Origin of the sequence: Solibaculum intestinale, from assembly GCF_040096205.1 — a bacterium.
In the GTDB taxonomy this organism is placed as follows: domain Bacteria; phylum Bacillota; class Clostridia; order Oscillospirales; family Acutalibacteraceae; genus Solibaculum_A; species Solibaculum_A intestinale.
The window spans coordinates 1-19256 of record NZ_JBBMFD010000033.1 but is presented as its reverse complement, the minus strand read 5'-3'; the positions used below and the strand labels follow the sequence as shown (position 1 = coordinate 19256).

21 protein-coding genes are annotated in these 19256 nt (G+C 53.7%); all 21 read left to right on the top strand.

Translation table 11 applies throughout. From position 1 onward, the window contains the following. Nucleotides 1-317: 317 nt before the first annotated feature. Entirely contained in the window at nt 318-1094 is a 777-nt protein-coding gene (locus tag WMO26_RS12565) for a helix-turn-helix domain-containing protein (RefSeq protein WP_349220891.1), read from the top strand. A gap of 785 nt (nt 1095-1879) precedes the next feature. Next, complete coding sequence (locus WMO26_RS12560) at nt 1880-2326, top strand: hypothetical protein (protein ID WP_349220889.1); 447 nt, start codon at nt 1880-1882, stop codon at nt 2324-2326. Nucleotides 2327-2602: 276 nt separating this feature from the next. Continuing rightward, on the top strand, nt 2603-3766 hold the full coding sequence (locus tag WMO26_RS12555) for a hypothetical protein (protein WP_349220887.1): 1164 nt from the start codon (nt 2603-2605) through the stop codon (nt 3764-3766). Between the two features lie 118 nt (nt 3767-3884). Then, the gene (locus WMO26_RS12550) at nt 3885-4313 is read left to right on the top strand and encodes a DnaT-like ssDNA-binding protein (RefSeq protein ID WP_349220885.1); all 429 of its coding nucleotides are present in this window, start codon (nt 3885-3887) and stop codon (nt 4311-4313) included. Continuing rightward, complete coding sequence (locus WMO26_RS12545; protein ID WP_349220883.1) at nt 4310-4612, top strand: hypothetical protein; 303 nt, start codon at nt 4310-4312, stop codon at nt 4610-4612. The genes WMO26_RS12550 and WMO26_RS12545 overlap by 4 nt, the downstream gene beginning before the upstream one ends. Continuing rightward, on the top strand, nt 4609-5034 hold the full coding sequence (locus tag WMO26_RS12540) for a hypothetical protein (RefSeq protein WP_349220881.1): 426 nt from the start codon (nt 4609-4611) through the stop codon (nt 5032-5034). Before WMO26_RS12545 ends, WMO26_RS12540 begins: the two co-directional genes overlap by 4 nt. Next, complete coding sequence (locus WMO26_RS12535; RefSeq protein ID WP_349220880.1) at nt 5034-5408, top strand: phage tail terminator protein; 375 nt, start codon at nt 5034-5036, stop codon at nt 5406-5408. Before WMO26_RS12540 ends, WMO26_RS12535 begins: the two co-directional genes overlap by 1 nt. Nucleotides 5409-5420: 12 nt before the next feature. Beyond that, nucleotides 5421-6011 (top strand): hypothetical protein, encoded by a 591-nt coding sequence (locus WMO26_RS12530; RefSeq protein WP_349220878.1) that lies wholly within the window; start codon nt 5421-5423, stop codon nt 6009-6011. A gap of 146 nt (nt 6012-6157) precedes the next feature. Next, nucleotides 6158-6631 (top strand): hypothetical protein, encoded by a 474-nt coding sequence (locus tag WMO26_RS12525; protein WP_349220876.1) that lies wholly within the window; start codon nt 6158-6160, stop codon nt 6629-6631. Between the two features lie 373 nt (nt 6632-7004). Continuing rightward, nucleotides 7005-7538 (top strand): hypothetical protein, encoded by a 534-nt coding sequence (locus WMO26_RS12520; RefSeq protein WP_349220874.1) that lies wholly within the window; start codon nt 7005-7007, stop codon nt 7536-7538. A gap of 73 nt (nt 7539-7611) precedes the next feature. Further along, on the top strand, nt 7612-10380 hold the full coding sequence (locus WMO26_RS12515) for a hypothetical protein (protein WP_349220873.1): 2769 nt from the start codon (nt 7612-7614) through the stop codon (nt 10378-10380). A 7-nt stretch (nt 10381-10387) separates the two neighbouring features. Further along, on the top strand, nt 10388-11278 hold the full coding sequence (locus WMO26_RS12510; RefSeq protein WP_349220871.1) for a phage tail family protein: 891 nt from the start codon (nt 10388-10390) through the stop codon (nt 11276-11278). A 3-nt stretch (nt 11279-11281) separates the two neighbouring features. After that, entirely contained in the window at nt 11282-12475 is a 1194-nt protein-coding gene (locus WMO26_RS12505; protein ID WP_349220869.1) for a siphovirus ReqiPepy6 Gp37-like family protein, read from the top strand. A 128-nt stretch (nt 12476-12603) separates the two neighbouring features. Beyond that, nucleotides 12604-14235, top strand: coding sequence for a hypothetical protein (locus WMO26_RS12500; RefSeq protein WP_349220867.1), 1632 nt, complete (start codon nt 12604-12606; stop codon nt 14233-14235). 26 nt (nt 14236-14261) lie between these two features. Next, nucleotides 14262-15047 carry a hypothetical protein gene (locus WMO26_RS12495; protein WP_349220866.1) on the top strand — a complete coding sequence of 262 codons (786 nt, stop codon included), beginning with the start codon at nt 14262-14264 and terminating at the stop codon, nt 15045-15047. 12 nt (nt 15048-15059) lie between these two features. Beyond that, nucleotides 15060-15968, top strand: a complete 909-nt coding sequence (locus WMO26_RS12490) for a hypothetical protein (protein ID WP_349220864.1) — start codon at nt 15060-15062, stop codon at nt 15966-15968. 56 nt (nt 15969-16024) lie between these two features. Further along, on the top strand, nt 16025-16447 hold the full coding sequence (locus tag WMO26_RS12485; RefSeq protein ID WP_349220863.1) for a hypothetical protein: 423 nt from the start codon (nt 16025-16027) through the stop codon (nt 16445-16447). Between the two features lie 212 nt (nt 16448-16659). Continuing rightward, the gene (locus WMO26_RS12480) at nt 16660-18111 is read left to right on the top strand and encodes a hypothetical protein (RefSeq protein ID WP_349220861.1); all 1452 of its coding nucleotides are present in this window, start codon (nt 16660-16662) and stop codon (nt 18109-18111) included. Between the two features lie 2 nt (nt 18112-18113). Then, complete coding sequence (locus WMO26_RS12475) at nt 18114-18389, top strand: hypothetical protein (RefSeq protein ID WP_349220859.1); 276 nt, start codon at nt 18114-18116, stop codon at nt 18387-18389. Nucleotides 18390-18391: 2 nt separating this feature from the next. Next, on the top strand, nt 18392-18520 hold the full coding sequence (locus WMO26_RS12470; protein WP_349220857.1) for a CD1375 family protein: 129 nt from the start codon (nt 18392-18394) through the stop codon (nt 18518-18520). 51 nt (nt 18521-18571) lie between these two features. Then, the coding region (locus WMO26_RS12465; protein ID WP_349220856.1) for an N-acetylmuramoyl-L-alanine amidase at nt 18572-19256 on the top strand (685 nt) is incomplete at its 3' end.

Sequence of the window (19256 nt, the reverse complement as noted above, 5' to 3'; positions counted from 1 at the left end):
GCCCTGCACCATATGGTGCAGGGCGCCGTTTCTTTGCGCTGAATAGCTGGCACTTTGCGATTCTTCTAAACATATCGAAACGTACAACGTAAGTGGGTAGATGCTATTGCTCCGGGCGGCTTTCATAACGGAAGGAGCCTGAGCGTCACACCGGAGAAAGACTGGGTGACATTGCCGGATGGACGAGCCCAAAGGCCTATGGTATAATCGGTACAACCGGCAGGGGAAAATGATTTGGCCCTGCGCCATTCTGAGAGAGGCAAATGATATGGCCAACCGTGTTGCCCAGTGCTTTGCGGCCCATATAGGTGACAATTATGTACTACCCCTTACAAATTCCATATTTATTAAATCGTACATTTTCCCAACATGTAACGTACACGGAAACAGCTGCGCCGGAATGCGGCGGTTTTGTTCTCTGTTTTTGGACGATGCAGCCGGTTACATCCTGCGAATTGACCGTTCAGAATATCATTGCCGCCGACGGCTGTATTGATTTGGTTGCAAATTTCAAGGAGCAAAAGATCGGATTTGCGGGAATGAGCCGGACCAACTTTCACTTCGATATGGAAATGCCGGCGCATTTTATCGGCGCTCGGCTGGCGCCAGGCGCATTCTCCCAGTTAACCGGGCTGTCTGCAACCGATGCAATGGACACCTTTTTGCCGGTTAAGACGGTATATGAAGATTTTGACGAGGCTCTCTTTTTTTCTCTGCCCTTTGACAAGGCAAATGCATATTTTAAGCAGTTTGCAGCTGAGAAAACAAAAAGGAAAAAGCCGGATGTATTCACCACATTGTTTCATACCCTTTCCGACCAGGAATGCTTTGCTACAAAAGAGTTATATGCTTTGCTTCATTTCAGTCCCCGGCAATGCCAGCGGCTCTTTATAAAGCATTTCGGTATCGGGCCTAAAATGGCGCTGAGTATTGTGCGGTTTCAAAAGTGCCTGGAAATTCTTACTTCGCCACACATAAGTCCGGCCGACCTTGTAAACATTACCGGCTATTACGACCAGCCCCATTTGATTAAGGACTTTAAGCGTAACCTTGGGATTACGCCTTTGGAATTGATCCGCAGTTATCAAGCTTAACTGGTATGTGCAGGATCGCTTCGTTTCTACGGCCACACCTAAAAATTCTCCGATTGATTTTGGAAGCAAAATCGGCCTGCCGCGAAATCTCAGCGGCGGGCCGATTTGTTTTTTGAGGAAAGCGTCCGCTTTCCTGGGCCCTTCGAAAGTCAGAGTGGTTCCTTGCAGGCCGGTATAGTTTTTGTCGGCAAAGGTGAACAACTGGAGGGCTGCGGGAGTGTTTTGCACATACTGCGCCTGGTTTGCTTCGCTCATAGTGACTAGGATTACGTCGGGATGAATATTGCGTATTTCATCCGAAGTGAGCTGCTTGATGTACACAGGTATGGGTGCTTCGGAGGTGCCAAAGGGAACAAAATCAAAGGCGCAGGCACCTAACCCGTCGGTGGGTTTCGCTGTACCGTAGGTTTCAGTCCTGTCGCTGTTACAGCGGATAAAACTCCCGGAGGTTACAGAGGTCCCGCCGGAGGTATCGGTTTCATTGACGTGGAGAGTGACGGTACAGATTGGCGCGAGGGAAAACGTTTGGTTTTCTTTTGACTCGGAAGGGGTATATGCTATTTTTCTTGCAGGCTTTGTGCAAAGAATGGTCAAATCCATGGTCAAAAGCAAGGAAAAACGATATAGTAAAACTAGCAAAAGAATTCCTGTAATTATATGCTTTTTGACCGCAAAACATATTTTATGAGAACATATGTTTTTATGTGCATCAGAAGTGTGGCCGGGATCAGCCCGCCGAAAGCTGGCAAACAAATATGCATCCATACGAAAGGAGATCCAATAAAATGACACTCAAGGATTTGTCTCAGCTTAGTTACCTAAAGTTGGAAATGGAAGAGGAAAAACGGCGGCTTGCTGAGTTAACGGCAGCTGCAACCGCCTGTACCGCCACTCTGACCGGCCTGCCGCCCTCAACCAAAATCGCAGATAAGACGGCGCTGGCAGCGGAAATCGCAGATATCAAAAGCGCGCTCCTGGAAAAATCCAAAAAAGTCGCGGAAGAATACTCCAATCTGACACGGTTTATTGCATCAGTGGACGACAGTCTGACACGGCTGGTGCTGTCCCTGCGATTTTTGGATGGGCTTCTCTGGAGCGAGGTGGCGGCTCGTATTCCCGGCAACTCGGAAGACAGCGTAAAGAAAATCTGCTACCGGTACCTGAAAAAGAGCAACAATTGTCCCCTTTGTCACGAACATATGTGCGATAATCGTAGCAGTGGGATTGGTTAAGGCATCACCCACTCCCCGCCTGCCGCGCCGGGGCGGGCCGCTGCGGACAATGCCGGCGCTGACTGCTTCTCCTTTTTTGTAGGACGGGCCGTCCTTATGAGAGAGATGGCCCGTCTGCAAGGATTTTGATGCGGGTTTGGGCGCACGATCGTCTTTTTCCAGGGATAGGGCTTTGCCAAAACTTTGTGCAGTCAATGTCAGCATTTATTACGAACCAACACCGGTAGGCCTTCCATTCAAAAAGGCATACCGGCAATTTTTCAGAGGAGGTGCTCCGTGCTCACCAATTTAAACTGGCTTTCGCCGGGGCAGGTGTATCCGCCGGCCTCAGAAGCCGAGCGATTAAACCGATACCACACCAACGAACAGCTGTTTCTTTGCGTACTTCCCGATTCCTGGCGGGAAGGATTCCAACGTCTCGCGGACGCACGCCGGATCCGGGACGATCAAGTGGACCTGCTTTTGTGTTACCACCATTTTCTGTCCACGAAAATGGCGGACCTAGTCTGCGGAAACGGGCCTGTAATTGCATCCGAAACGAATGCGGACGCGATGGCCCGCCTGCTGGAACAAAAAAGGATCGGCGTGTGCCTCTACGAGGCCTTTTTGGACGTATCCCGGTTCGGCAACGCCGTGTGCAAGCTGATCGGAGAAACCATTTCCCTTATCCCGCCCAGATACTGGTTTCCGATTTTCGATCCCGAGGACGGCAGGACCGTGACCGCCCAGGTACTTGCCTGGCCGGCCGACCCGGATGAGAACGGTCGGAATACCGCGCTTTTGGTGGAAATCCATACCGCCGGACAAGTAGAAAAAAGAAGGTATGCGTTCGAGGAAGAAAGCGGGCGGATCGGCACGCCCGACGGCGACCCGCAGATCGTGGAAACCGGGCTTTCCGGACAAGCAGTACAGGTGCTGACCAACCTGACCCATTCGGGCGATCCCTTCGGCGTGGACGATTATGCTCCTGTGAATTCTCTGATACAGAAACTGCTGTGGCGGCTTGCCTGTGTGGACCGGGTTCTCGACCGGCACTCCTCCCCTTCCCTGACGGGTCCTTCCGACTGTCTGGAGTTTGACGAGGCGGCGGACGAATACGTGTATAAGTCTGGCAGCTATTTTTCCAGAGACGAAAGTGCAACACCGCAGATGCAATATCTGACTTGGGATGGGAAGCTGGAAGAAAGCTTCACGGAAATCGAAATGCTGCTCAAGCAGCTGTTTTTCCTGTCCGGTCTTGCCCCTTGCGTTCAGACCGGCAGCGAAACCAATACTGCAAACACGGGGCTGCAGGAAAAAGCCAGGCGAATTCTCAATCAAAACAATTTTGCGGTCAAGGAAATTTTGTGTATGCTGGCGCAAAAAAATGAAATTCCCCTGGCGTTCGACGGCTTTTCTCTTCGATGGCCTTTGGATGGAAACGTTACCGGCCTCATCTAAGCAAGAAAAAGCTGTGCAGGAGAGCTTCGGTTCTGGCGTAAACGTTTGCGCTTAGACAGGCGGATCCGCGTTTTGCAAAATGCCCGGCGTTGTTCCGCCGGACGAAAGGATGTGGAACATGCAAACCAATGAAAAAAGCTATGTCTCTTTGGAAGAGGCACAGCAGATTCTCGTCAACCAAGTGGGAATGGACGAATGGCTGGCGCGGCCCCAGACCGAACGCCTGCGTTTACTTATAACCGCAGCAGGCCGCATTGATCTGCTCCCCTTGCGGGGACGGCCGGCGCAGGTAGCACAGACGCTGGCCTTCCCGCGGGCGGGGCAGGAACAGGTGCCCAAGGCGGTAAAGGAAGCGCAGGTGTTTGAGGCGCTGGCCCTGGCCGATTCCTCCTTTGCTCCGCGGGAGCGCCTGGAACAGCAGGGAGTATCGGCGGCAGCCGTCGCCGACGCCTCAGAAACTTATCTGGGACGGCGGGGAAGGCTAATCTCCAGGCGGGCTGAACAGCTGATGCGTCCCTATTTGAGAGGAGGCGCGGGAATCGTATGAGTTTATTTCAATTTGCCTTTTCTACTTATGCTACTGTCAAGCGGTTGCAAAAGGTCAACGCCTGCGGGAATCCGATCTATAGGACGCCTTTCTCGGTTACCGGGCAGTTGCGGCCTGGGGCGGCCCGGACCGTAACTGAAACCGGTGAGGAAATCGCTTCATCGGCTGTGTTTCTTTCCCCGGTTCTGATCCATCCCGGCGACGTTTTGACGCTGGGAGGGCAAGACCGGACGGTGCGCGCGGTTACTCCTGTTCTCTCCCTCTTTGGCGGAACCGATCACTGGGAGGCGGCGCTATGAGCAGCGTTTCCAAGCTAGCCGAACTGGAAGAGACGCTTTCCTGCGTCTTGGACGAGGTGGAAGCAAGCTGTGAAGAGGCGCTTCTCGCGGCCGCTCTTCAGATCGGCGCTGAAGCGGTTTCCCGCGCGCCGGCAAAAACCGGCGCCTTGCGGGAAAGCGCACGGCTGACGGCCGACGGCGTTCCCTTTGCAGTGGGGCAAAAGGACGGCAAAATGAAGATGCTTGACGGGGCCAGACCCAGGGGCGCAAGGCAGGTTACCCTTTCCTTTGACGCTCCTTATGCGGCTCAGGTTCATGAGCACACCGAAATTTCCCATGTAGTAGGGGAAGCCAAGTTCCTGGAACGGGCCGCATTGTCCGGCCGGGAACGCCTCATCCGGGAAATCAAGCGGGCCATCAACGCAGAAAGGGAGGACGACTGATGCTGGAGGCGGTTCGCACATTTCTGGCCGATCACGGCTATCCCGACGTCTATCTTGATTATCTGCCCGACCCAACGGTCCAGCGGGACGTGATTTATTTGAAAAAGTGGGAACATATGTTGGCGGAAATCAACGATGGGACCGGCGTACAGTTTATTCAGGTTCAGGTGCGCCGGGGCACCTATAAGGAAGCGAATCAGGTCTGCCGGGAGCTCTTTCTCCTGCTCGACAGCGGGACGGAGGAGTCCCTCCTGGCCTTGACCGACGACGTTTTCTGCATTGCGCGGCCCCGCAGGGGGCCGCTGCTTCTAGAACGCGGTGCCATGCCGCATGTCACATTTTATTTTGAATTGGCCCTATGGGGTGAAAACTAGGAGGTAATGTTTATGGCAACTGCAAAGAAATTTCTGAAGGGTTTTGCGAATCTGAATGTGTTTACCGACGTGCAGGATGAGGTGGAGGCTTATGGTCTTCTGTCCGAGGATTCCCGCTATGCGCTGACCGGCGCGGTTTCCTGCACTGTCACTGACAACAAGACGGCTGCGGCCATTTCCGGTGACGACGATCCCAACTGGTACACGGAGAACGTGTGGGCTACCACCGACCTGGAGGTCACGGTGCATGAAATGGACCTCAATACCCTGTCTGAGATGCTGGGTTTGGGCGGCACCGGCGAAGACGACGTTCTGGAGGAAGGCGCGCTGGATGAAACCCATACCTTCGCTCTCACTTTCAGCGCCCTCAAAAGCGATATGGGCTACCGCCTTTACCGCTATCACAGCTGCCAGCTGATGAGCTACTCGGTTTCTCACAAGACCCGTGCGTCCTCTACCGAGGCGCAGGATTATGTGCTCAAAATTCAGGCACGGCCGCGCCGCATCGACGGCAAAATCCGCGCTACCAAGGATGTGGCCAAGGGTGAGGCTCTGACTTGGCTGGAGTCTATCGACAAGCTGCCGGCAACTCCGGGCGTCTAACCGCTTTCGTTTACGGCGCGCTGAAAGCCGAAGAAGGAGCCCGGTGGTTTCCGGGCTCCTTTGGTTTTGAGGGCAAACGCCTGGGACGCATGACCGCCCGGCCGATAAACAGCAGGGCGGTTTTCCAATCAAAAAGGAGAATGGATATGTTATTTCGAACGGATAAAAGCCTGAAAACCAGTCTGCCGCTTCAGAAAACCATGTATGGGGTGGCGGTTACCAAGCTGAATGTGGGGCGTTTCTTGCAGGTGCTACAGGCGGCGGAAAATCTGCCGTCGATGTTGCTGGAAAAGCTGTTTCCGGAGCAGTCGGCCGAGGAAATCCTCATATATTTTAAAACCATCAACAAAAAAGGGCTGCTGGACCTGATCACCCGTCTGCTGGTGATTGCACCCAAGGAGCTGTGCATCCTGCTGAGCTCTTTTCTCTCCATTCCGGAGGAACGGCTTTTGGACCCGGAATGCAAGGACGGACTGACACCCAAAGAGCTCACCGATCTGCTGATTGCGTTTTATGAGGTGAACGATCTGTCGGATTTTTTCGGCAACGTGCGCCGGCTGAAAAGTCTGGGCGCACAGAATTTTGGTTTCAGCGCTGGCTCGCCATCGGAAAAAGCATAGGGTTATCCAAGTCGGAAATGCTCAACGACTATTACTTCGATGAATTGCTGGCTATGTTTGACGAATACGGCGACATCAATGACCCGACAAGGGAACGGGTGGAAGAGGTTTACGCCGATGAAATCGAAGAGGAATGAGTAAAATGTCCGCCTTCTTTTTCCGAAGGGCGCCGCGGTCCTGCGGTTTTCGGCAAAGGAAGGCGGAATGCGGATATAGAACCGGTGGGGCTGCCGTCCCGATTTCCCCGTTTTCTCCAGCTTTGACGCTGCTGGGAAACGCTCCTTCGTGCAGAGTGGGGCTCTGTTACAAATTGTCTGTGACTTGTAACTACATGGAAATTGTGGTAAATTAGGAGGCGAAGGAGGGGGAATTTATGAAAAAAACTTTTGCATTGATTTTGGCGGTCTTATTTGTGGCGATGAGCTTCTCGGGGTGCGGGACGGGACCCAATCTGGGATTTACTTATCAAGAGTTGGGGGCGAAACTGGAAAGCCAATTTCAAGCGGATCAAGCAAAGCTCTCTGTTGGAGAATGGGAAAGGTCCAACTATACAAAAGAAAACTATCGTCTTCATTTTAATGATGATATGTATCTTACCGCCACCTGCGAAAACAAATGGTCGGACTCTGTGATTCGACTAAGCGCATCGCTAAAATACGTAACAGAGATTGGGAAAATGCCCAAAGCCACCGAAGACTATGTTAACTTAGTTAGAACCATTTATAAAGTGTTAGAACCGGATCGTACCACGGAACAAGAGGAAGAATTTGAACGCATTCTTATCAATACCAGCTATTATCCGGTTAAGGATCGTTTTACTTATTTAACTCAGAATGGGCATGAATATGCTTTTAATCTTTCTTCTGAAACTAAAAGTTTTTATTTCCTTGTAAGTTTAGCAGAATGAGCTATGCTCTGCATTTTAAAAAGCACGCTTATATAAGCGTGCTTTTTTCTATTCTATTTTTTGGAGGCGACGTATGGAACAACAAACTCTGTCCACCGGGTTAAACCTGGACATCGGCATCAACACACAATCCTTGGAGGAAGGGCTATCCAAAATAGTTTCCCTGCTGAACCGGATCGCAACCGCGATGAACAACACCAAGGACAAGCAGGAAAAGCTCAACAAAAGCATGGCGGACACCGGCAAGGTACAGGCGGCAGTAAAACACAGCGCAGATGTCATCGGGGTTCTGGAAAAGGGGATGGACGCCCTTTCCATTATGACGAACGACACCTCCCATTCCTTCGATGGTTTTCTTTCCGCTCTTACCGGTGTCACCGATGGGTTGGGCAAGGGCGCTGCCGCCGGCTTGACCTTCGGCAACGTTTTTGTAGGCCTTGCGACTTTCGGCTTAGATCTATTCATCAACTACCTGAGCTCCATCAAGGAAGCCGAGCAGGAACGGCAGCAGGTGTTTGAGGCCGCGGTAAGCAATATGCAGAAATACGGCGATACGTTGGCGTCCGTTGAACGCAACATGGCCGTGTTACGAGACTCCAGCTCCTCGGTAGAGGAGCTGGTAGAGGCACGAAATTCTCTAGCCGAATCTCTCGAAGGCGTCACGGTCGGATACGACGAGGAGGGCAACGCTATCCTGACGGGCAACGCCATCCTTCAAGAGCGCGTAGACGTCTTAAAGGAACAACTGGCGCTCAACCAGCAGCAGGTTTCTTTCAGCCTAGGGGGGAAAAAATTCGACCTGGCCGAAAACAAAGAGGCGCTCGAACAAAAGGAAAAAGAAGTTCAAAAAAAGCAAGAAGAGCTTGACGAACAGGTGCGGTACAATGAGAAACTTCGCTCCCAAGGCACACACTTTGTTTCCGACGTTCCCATTTATGACACGCAGAATTCCTTACAGAAGAGCCAGGAGGAAATGGCGGCGCTCAAGGAAAAAGAAATCCAACTGGAACGCGAGATCCGGGAAGCGTTTACGGCTACGGTACAGGTTCGGCTGGAAGGATACAACGATATGTCCGCTGTGCAGCAGTCCGTCGTCAACCAAATCATATCGGAAAACGAAGGGCTGATCGAATCGGAAAACGGGGTTAATGAGGTTCTGGCAATTATCAGCGACCAGCTTGCAGACCGAGCCGGCGCGCTGGAATATGTGCAAAGCTGCGAGGAGATAGCGCAGGCGAATGAAAAAATCCGAGCGGGAGTTTCCGATGATCTCAATTCTCTGCAATCTCTTTCCAGCGCATACCAGACTTTACAGCAAGACGGAAGCCTGTCTGCTGAGGCTCTGTACAATCTCGGTCAGGCGTTTCCTGAAATCAACAGTTACATTGCGGAAAGCGGCGATCTTTCCCTGCAAAACGGACAATTGCTGGTTGATTTGTTCAATGCAAAAATGACGATGCAGAATCTGGAGCGGGAATCTCAGATTGCTACGTTAGAAACTCAGAGGCAAACCGCTGTGGAAGAACGAAGAAATCTCATGGATAAGGCGCAGGCCTACGATACGCTTGCGGATGCGGCTATTAATGCGGCGGTGCAGCAACAGATCGAAGCGAGTAACGGCAAAATTGAAGATATTGATAAAACGATCGATGCCCTTCGGACTGCTTCGAAAATCACTTCTGGGATCACCTTCGAAAGTTTGCGATCCGGCGGGGGGAATTCGGGCAGTTCCAAACCGAAGTCTTATGGGTCCTCCAAAAACGAGGCGCTGCAAAACGAAATAAAGCTGCTCGAGCAAAAGAAAAAAATGGATCAGGTGACCAACGAAGAAGAGCTCGCGTGGCTGGAGAGAATGCTGGGGCAGTACCGCATGAGCGCGGAAGAGCGGCAGGATCTGGAGTACCGGATTTACCAGGTGAAAAAGAAGCTGCAGGATGAAGAAGAAAAACGGCTACAGCAACAGATCAAACAGCTCGACGAGCTGGGAAGTGCGGTGACCTCGGCGCTCAAGGCACGGTACGAGGAACAAAAGGAAATCGAGCAAAAGCGCATCGACGACAGCATCCAGAGCTGGAAGGACTGGGAGGAGCAGACGGTCGCGGCCATTCAGGGGCAGATCGACGCGCTCGACGAGCTGGAAGAGGAGCAAGAGTCCGCCGATAAACGGGCGGAATACGAGCGCAACAAGCAGGCGCTGGAGCTGCAAAAGGCGTATGAAAAGGACCTTTACCAGCGGGAAATGATCCAGAAGGAGATCAACCGCCTGGACAAGGAAGAACAGAAACGTCTCGAGCAGGAAGCCAGGGACGAGCTTCGCAAGCAGCTCGAACAGCAGATCGAGGATGCAAAGGAGCAGTCCAAACAAAAGCAGGAGGCTCTGGAGAAGGAATCGGAGGCCTTGGATGAGACCTACGAAAAGCTGATGCAGGATTCGGCCTTGAAGGCAGAAGCCGAGCGGATGCTGATGCAGGCAAGCCAGGAGGATATCCTGCAGCTGCTGCAGAGCTATGCGCCGGACTATGAAGTGGTTGGCCAGTCCATGGGCGAAAAGCTGGTGGAAGGGTTTACGCAGAAGGTGGGGTCCATCGAGGACTACTTCAATCGGATCCAGACGCAGATCGACGCGTTCCACTCGGCGGTAGCCGACACCGCTAACCAAGCGGCCGACCACTTCTACGCCAACCGGGCGGCGCAGGAAGCAAAAATCGCTTCCCAGGCGGCTCCTTCCAACATCCAGATGACGGTCAATTTCAACCAGCCGGTGGAGAGCCCCATCGAAACCCGGCGGGAACTGGAAAGGGCCATGCAAAGCATGGTCGTCAAAATTCAACAGGGAGGGTAATTGTGAAATGCAAAAATTGATCTATGTTCCGCCTGGAGCTTCCATTGACCGCATGGACGAATGTGCGGTCTTTTCTTTATCCCCGCCGCTGATTTTGGGCACCGTATCCGGGGTGGGCGGGGCGGACACCACGCTGGTGCAGGACACCATTCCCGGGCTCGACGGCGTGCATGTGTACACCATGCGCACGGAGTCAAGAGAGGTGAGCGCTACCATCCACGTCAAGGGCGGGACCCGGCAGGGAATGTATGAAAAACGGTTTGCGCTCATCCGCAAGCTTTCGCCGAAAAAGGACCCGGGGATGCTCTATTACCAGAACGATTACATTTCGGTGCGCATTGCTGCGTATCCGGCCAACGCCGCGGAGTTCGCCACGCGGATCAAGAACTTCAACACCGCACAGCTTACTTTCCGATGCCCTTCCCCCTACTGGGAGGCGGTGGAGGAAATGCCCCCTTCCTACATGGCCTATGTGGAAGGGGGATTTTCGTTCCCGCTGGAATTTGCGCCGGAAAACGACCACAAGATCCAGTTCGCATCCCGCTCCAACCACTGCACAGTGGTAAACGGCGGCACGGTACCGACTCCGGTGCGTTTGACGATCCTGGGGCCGGCGAAAAATCCGTCGGTCATCAACCAGACCACCGGAGAGGCCATTTCCATAAAGAAGATACTCGACGAAGGGGAAACGCTGACGATCTATACGAAGCCGGGGGAAAAACGGGTGCTACTGACCGACAAGAACAAGGTGACTACCAGCGCTTTCGCCTATATTGATTTGCAAAGCAGCTTTTTTCAGCTTCAACCAGGGGTCAATGAGTTAACATACGCCTGCGAGAACGACAGTGTGCTGACGCGGGTGATTATTCAGTACCGCGAACGGTACGCGGGGGTGTAAGGCATGAAAATTCCTGCGATTCGTATCATTGACACAAGCGGCGCGCTGCTGACGGAGGTGGATACCTATACTTCCCTGTACTTCAAACGCAGCTGGCAGGGGGTGGGCGACTTCCAGTTTGTTCTGCCCGCCGACGCGCAGGGGCTTAAGGACATAGGGTTAGGACACTACGTGATGCTCGACAACGACGGGCACCGGGCGGGAATCATCCGAAGCCTGGAATATACGGAGGACAACCGGGGGCCGGTTTTATCCGTCAAGGGGGTTGCGCTCAACGGTTTGGCGGCTCAGCGTATCACGGTTCCGAAAATGAAAGATGTGAATGCAAACCCGGATAGCGGCGAACCGGAAGAGACAGACCCGAATGGCGGCTATGACAACGTTCCGGAGCTGACAAAGGAAAACCCCAATCCCATTCCGGTGCCGGCGGAGACGATTCTGAAAACCTATGCGTTGCGTCATTTGGCGCAGCCGGAGGACCCGACACGCAAAATTCCCATGACGGTGGATCCAGATTTCGGACGGGGTATGAAGACCGTTTGGATGAGCCGGTACGAGCGGCTGGATACGGTGCTGCAAAAGGCAGCGGAATACTGCGATATGGGATGGGAAATCTATCTGGACAAGACCGGCGGGCTGCATTTCGATGTGATCCCAGGAGCGGATCATTCGGTTTCCCAGGAGGAGAACAGCCCGGTGCTGTTCTCCATTGACTTTGAATCCATTAAGAGCCTCAATCATTTGCAGGATCTGTCCGGCTACCTGAACCTGGGCTATGCGGCCGGGATGGGCGAAGGGTATGACCGCACGGTACTGAAGGTAACCAATGAGCAAGCCGAGCCAACGGCTTTTACACGGTTCGAGACCTTCCTCGACTGCGGCGACTTGGCGATCACGGTCTCCGACACGGCTATGAGCCTGGTGGATGAAGGGAAACACCAGCTCAAGGAATTCGAGAAACAGGAAAGCTTATCGGCAGTGATAGCGCCGGAAAGCTCTTTTGTATACGGCGTGGACTGGGCTTTGGGAGATCTGGTGACCATCCAAAGCCGGATCGGCGGCGTCTCCCTGGACGCGCGGATTGCCGAGATTACCGAACGGTACGAGAGCACCCAGATGGGCATTGACGTAACCTTTGGGACGGCACCGCTTCATCTGGGGCGGGTCATTCAAAGTCTTAAGAATATTCCCCGGTAAAAACCGGACTGTACCATGCAAAATGGAAAATGTAAATGTTTGCAGCGCCGCGCAGGAACCCTCCCGCACGGCGCTTTTGATTGCTTTGCAATACCGGCAAAGCAAAATGATGAAAGGAAGTGAGACCATTGAGCGAAAGTTCTATGTTTTTTGATTCGTACCTGGACGACAAGCGGCTGTATTCCTCGGGCGACTTCGCAAAATATATGCGGCTTTTTTACGCAGACGGCGTGGTGATGCATCAGACAAATGCAGAAAGCCTGAAGGTCTACAAGGGAGCGGCGGATTTGTCCGTTTCCATCAACCCGGGCGCAGCAATCATACAGGGCTATAGTTACTTCAACGACTACGAACCGCTGCACAAGGCGCCCTTGGGAGCGGACGCGTCCTATCCGCGCATCGATCGTGTGGTCCTGCGCCTGAGCCTGACGCAGCGCAGCGTTTCGGCCGATATCAAGCCGGGAACAGCGGCTTCGAGCCCTGTGCCTCCCCCGCTTACTCGCAACGAGAATGAATACGAGCTGTCGCTGGCGCAGTTGTACATTCCGGCCAATTCCGCCGTCATCGAAAAAGTGACGGACGAACGGTATGACGCAACCGTCTGCGGCATTGCGGCGGGACTTTATACGTTGGACATGGAAGACTACCGCAAGCAGATGGAGGAAACTTTGGATTGGCTGTCCCAAAACGCGGGATACAGCAACCCGAATTTGCTGCTGGACAGCCACTTTAAGGTTTGGGAGGACGGCGACTCGTTTTCCGATATTCCGGCACAGGGCCAGTATACCGCCACCATGTGGTCGGTGGTGAATGTCAGCGGTGCGGCGGGACTTTCGGTGTCCAAAGCGCAAAACGGGATGCGCATTGCTTTTGGCGGGAGCGGCGAGCAGGTGGTCATGGTAACCCAGCAGATGGAGCAAGCGGACAAGGCGGCGCTCGACGGGCAGACGGTTACCCTATCCTGGTCGGTAGACGGCACCATTTATCAGCGCACAACCCCTTTTCAGGCATCGGCCAACAATTCGGTGGAGGTCTTCGTCAAAGGCGAGGGCGGTTCCGCGGTCATTCTTAACTGGGTAAAGCTGGAGCTTGGGGCTACTAGAACCCGGTGTATGCCAAGGCCGTTTGTGGAAGAGCGAAACGCCACGCTGCGGTATTTTAAGAAAATTGACAACGCGGTTCGCAATTACGCACATGGACAGACTGGCTCTAATGAAGGAATGTCGTATTACAACTACCGCTACGAAGAACTGGCCAAAGAACCGAAACTGCTGGATGCGGAGGAAGCGAGTCTCGTGATTATTGACTCTACGAATAATATTTATCTAAAGGGACCTCTGGCACCGTCGGTCCATGTTCTTTCTCAGCGCAATCTGACCTTTGAATACGAGGCAAAGGACCATACCTATCTAATTCCTCAGAAACCGATCCGGTTGGATGCCAGGGACGCGGCCAATCCGTCGCCGACGATTGCCATCTATTCCGCGCAGGGACCGGATAAGGTAAAGGTGCGTGAACCTATCATCTTCACGGTGGTGACCAGCCCAAATGTGGCATATATCCGTCTCTTCAACAACGGAACGGTGTTGGCCCCCTCCGCCCAAACCGTGACTACCAATATAGACGGGACAAAAACGTACACCTATACCGTATCGCTCGGAAGCACAGGAATCCGCACTTTGGAATTCCGCGCGGCGGGAGCCGATGGTGTTTATTTGGCGCCTGGATATCAAGTGAATATTAGGATAACAAATTCTTGACGGTCTAGAAAAGGAGGAGATTCTCTTTGAGCGAGACATCCATGTTCTTCGATTCCTATCCAGAGGACGAACGCAAATATTCGTCGGCGGCCTTTGCCAAGTTCATGCAGCTGTTCTACGCGGACGGGGTGGTGATGAACGGGGACAGTTGCCTGCAGGTCCGCAGGCGGGAAGGGGAATTGGCGATAACGGTGGACCCCGGCAAGGCCATTGTACGGGGCTATGCATACTTTAATGAGAATGAACCATTGGTGTTGCTTGTTCCCCGTTCCAACTCCACCTATTCGCGCATCGACCGGGTGGTCCTGCGCCTGGACCTGCAGGAGAAGGCGCGCAGCGTGTCGCTGAAAATTTTAGAAGGGCTTCCTGGAGCCAATCCTTCCCCAAAGCCCTTAACCCGCAATGACATTACCTGGGAGCTATCCCTGGCGCAGCTGCATGTTCCGGCCAACGCCACAATGGTGACCGCCGTGATCGACGAACGCCTCGATAAATCCGTCTGCGGAGCGGCAGCCGGACTCTACACCCTCAACGCGCAAGACTACCAGCAGCGGGCGGAGGAAATCCTGAATCAGCTGGCAAACCAGGGTTATGTTACGCTGACGGAATACAACAGCAGGGTCAACCAAAATGTGAAAACCACCGCTTCTCCCACCTTCGCGGGGCTGACGGTCAACGGTACCATCAGCGGCACCGCCGCCAACGCTGCAAATCTCGGCGGGATCGGCCCGGAGGGGTATCAGAGGAAGGTAACCGTAGGCACACAGGTTCCCGCTACGTTGGCGGAAGGCGAAATATTTGTGCTGGTGTAAGGAGGTGGAAGAATGGCAAACGGATTTAAGGAAGAAACAGGCACTCAGTATCAGGAAGAAATGCGTGGAATTCTGTACTGGAACTCTACACCGAATTATGATGCCAACACCAGTACCTTGAATGTCCAGCTACTGGTAGACCAGAGCGAAATACAAGGCAACGGACTTCCCTACTACGATTGGAACGGGACGGTTAGGGGGGCATATATCGGGATAGGTGGGGACACACAGCATTTCGGCGAGTTTAATTCAAATACTGAAAACGGGAACTGGGACTACCCGCCAAGCACATCACCTACCGGGTGCTGGGCAAAAATCATCGTTACCCGAAACGGGTATGTGATCCCCCATAATCAAGACGGGAACAAAACCATCACACTGACAGGTGGATTTACCTCCATCTCTGACTCGTATGGCCCCGGCGAGGTAAACATTGAGGTTTCCGTAGCTCTCGATCCTATCCCCCGCACCCCATCCCCGCCGCCGAACCTGAGCCTGTCCATGGATCGCAATCACTCCGTTTCCCTATCCTGGGGGACTGCGTCTGGGTATGTGACCGGCTATTTGCTGGAGTATTTATATTCAGACCCAAACACAAATGCGTATTCTGGATGGACGTATCTGACGCAAACAACAAACACATCCTATACCACCAGTATAGACGCTTGGCCCTCCGGTACTGGTGTTACCTATCGCGTGTGCGCCTTAAACGGAAGTCTGGCATCTGGATGGACGGATACCGGCTGGGTTTTTCGAAAAGGAGGGCTATACGCCCCGCACAACAGCGGGCGAAGGTTTGGGACGGTGTACACATCCGGTATGCCGCCGGTTAAGGCAAAAGGCGTCTTTATCGGAAATGCAGGCGGGGTTCCTGTGGAGTCCATCCGCATAACTGACGAAAAAAATCGCCCGATTCTGTAAACAGGGTTCTGGAATCGAGCCCGCGTTTTCATAGGAACAAACGTTAGGAGGATCTCATGCGAACCATAATCTTTACCATCCAGGGGGAACAGCCGCTTCCTTCCACGATGCTGGCCGGACAGGCAGGCGAACATTTGGACACACGGCTTTCCTTCTCCCTGCCGGACGAATGGCGGGGGATGGACGAATACTATTTACATTTCTTCACCGAAACCGGCCGGTGCTATAAAACCAGGCTTTTGCATGAACCGGTGCAATTTTCCCTGCCCCAGGCACTGCTGACGGGCGGCAACCTGGCGCTGCTTCTGGAAGGGCGGAGGGGCAAGGAAATCCATCGCACCTCCATAGCAAAGCTTCTGGTCGAAGAATGCCCGGACATCCTCTGCGGGGAGACAGAAACAGGCGATCCTTTCGAGGGGTTGGTCAAGGAGTGCTCAAGCATAGATGCAAAACCGGCATCGGATCGGATTGGCCGCTGAACAAACGCACTCTGTCCGCATATGACCGGCGCGCTTCTTGCGCTTATAAAAGGGAAACCACAGGCTATGGCTTTTCAATCTGGTTACGCCCGAACTCGCACATGAGCGGCGGCAAGCCTTCCTGCATGTTCCATATAAGCATATCCATCGGCAGCACCGGGAATGACTTTCCCGGTGCTGCCCTATCCATAACATGATTTGAGGTGAATCTTTTGAGAATAATCCAACTTACCATACAAGACGAGGCGCTTTTGGCGGACTGTACGATTGCCGGTCAGGCAGGGGAACATTTGGCTACCGCTCTGGCTTTGGACATCCCTGATGAATGGCGGGACTGTGATTGCACTCTGCGATTCTGTCTGCCTTTTGCGGGAAAGTATTACCGATCTGTGCCTCTTTCCAACCCGGTTTCCTTTCCTCTGCCGCAGGCGTTAATGATTCCGGGAGAACTGCAGGTCTTTTTAGACGCACGCAAGGATTTCGTCGTGCACCGCACCAGCGTACTGAGTTTTACCGTAGAGGATACCCCCGATTGGTGCGGTAACGGAGCGCTGGTTGCCGACCGGTATGAGGGGTTGCTCGATTCCTCGCTGCAGGAATTCGAAGATGCTTTGGGAGAGCTTGAAACGCTTACGAACCGGCTGGATGAGGCGGAGGCGGCGGTGGAATCTGCCCGAAAAGCAAGCGCACTCGCGCAAACAGCGGCGGCTCAAGCCGGCACTGAGGCGGAAAATGCCCGTGAAGCGAGCCTAGCCGCACAAGCGGCGGCGGGGACGGCTGCGCAGACGGTGGCGGGCTTTGAGGGATACACCAAGCAGGAAGGCAATAACCGGTATGGTTATGCTTTGACCGGCTGCGCCAAAGGTACTGAAATTGCAGTAGACCATATACAGACAGATACACAGCCGGTCACTCTCACCCTGACAGGCCTTTGCCGGCAAGATTCCATTCCAGGGACCATTTCCTACTGCGGCGATGGCGGTGCCATCTCTCTTACGGTGAACGGCGAGACAAAAGAGATCCCGGTGGAACTGTACGGAATCCCCGATGGGTCGGGGGGCTTTACGGTACAGGACCGATTGGTTGTCGACTATACGAAAAAGGACGTCCGTTTGCAGAGAAATGTGGGGCGGATCGTATTTACCGGAGAGGAAAAGCTGGTGTCCAACCCCGAAACCGCGCGAGAAATCTCCAATTACGTCTATTCAAACGCTTACGTTCCGGTTCCAAACGGACGGCTGTTATGCAACCTGCTCCCATGGCGGTCAAACGGATTCGCGGAAGATCTCAGCTATTGCTGGACTTCCACCGTAGTGGTGATCACGCTGCTCAACGCTGAAACCGGTGTAGTGGCCGGGGAGCCGCAAAGTACCTATATCAGCAAAATCAAGGATTGGCTGCGTACAAAAGCAGAAGAAGGCACGCCGCTGATTCTCTACTATCCTCTTGCAGAGCCTGTGGAGGAACCGGTGGATGAGGAAACAACAGCGTTTCTTTTGTCTGTTGCTCCGCAGGGAACCAGCATGGCATTATCGACCGGGGAAGAACCCCACCCATCCATCAAATTTGTCTATTGTAAGGATACCCAGCACGTCATCGACACCCTGACCGCCCGCATAGAGGCTTTGGAGGCCCAGGCGGTGAATATACAGATTGGAGGCTAATTATGTCGAATCATTTTGTTGCTATTTTGACCCGTGTGGTCGAGCGCGGACAGTATTTCCTGTCCGCAATGGAGGAAAAAATCAACATTTTGTGGTCGGAAGGACGTTTGACCGATACCGAGCGGGAAAATCTGCTTGCCCTCGCGCGGCAGAGCGCCGATCCCGATTACATAGAGGTGAAGACCATCGAAGAAAGACTGACCACTCTGGAAACCGAAAGCATCAACACCATGCTGGCGCTGGTGGAGCTTTACGATATGCTGACGGGAGGTGTATAAGCATGGCGATGATTTACGCGACTCTGATTATCAAGGGCGTGAAGGCATACCGGGAAGTACCCGCCGCCCTGAAAGCCCAGGTTAAAGCAATCCTGCTGGACTGCGGATGCGAAAACTTAATCACCGACTAGGCGTGCCAAACGGCGCGCTTATTTTATATCCAATTTTAGGAGGTAACCATTATGGCAGTATCCATCATTGAGCAGATCATCCCGTCCACCAATGCCAACCGTCCGGGCGGGAACTATACGAAATCCTACATCACCATCCATGAGACCGGCAACCAAGCTGCCGGAGCCGGAGCGAAGAACCACGCAAACTGGCTCTCGAACGGCGCAAACGGGGAGATCGGGTACCACTACACCGTGGACGACCACGAGATTTACCACCACATCCCCGACAGCGAAAAGGCCTGGCACGCGGGAGACGGCGGCAGCGGCACCGGGAACCTGCATTCCATCGGGATTGAGCTGTGCGTGAATGCGGACGGCGATTTTGAACAGACAAAGAAAAACGCCGCCTGGCTGGTGGCGAAGCTAATGGAGGATTACTCCATCCCCATCAGCAACGTGGTGCAGCACAACCATTGGTCGGGGAAAAACTGCCCCCAGACCATCCGGGAGACCGGGACCTGGGACGCGTTCCTCGCTCTCTGCCGGGCCGAACTGGACAGCGGCAGCGCGGCTCCTTCCGGCGACACTTACACGGTCCAGGCGGGGGATTGCCTCTCTGCCATCGGCGCGAAGCTGGGCCTTGACTGGCGGGATATCGCGGCGGTCAACGGCATCATCGAGCCGTACACCATCTATGCCGGCCAGGTGCTCAAGCTTTCCGGCGGACAGCCTGACCCGGCTCCTGCGCCCGCCC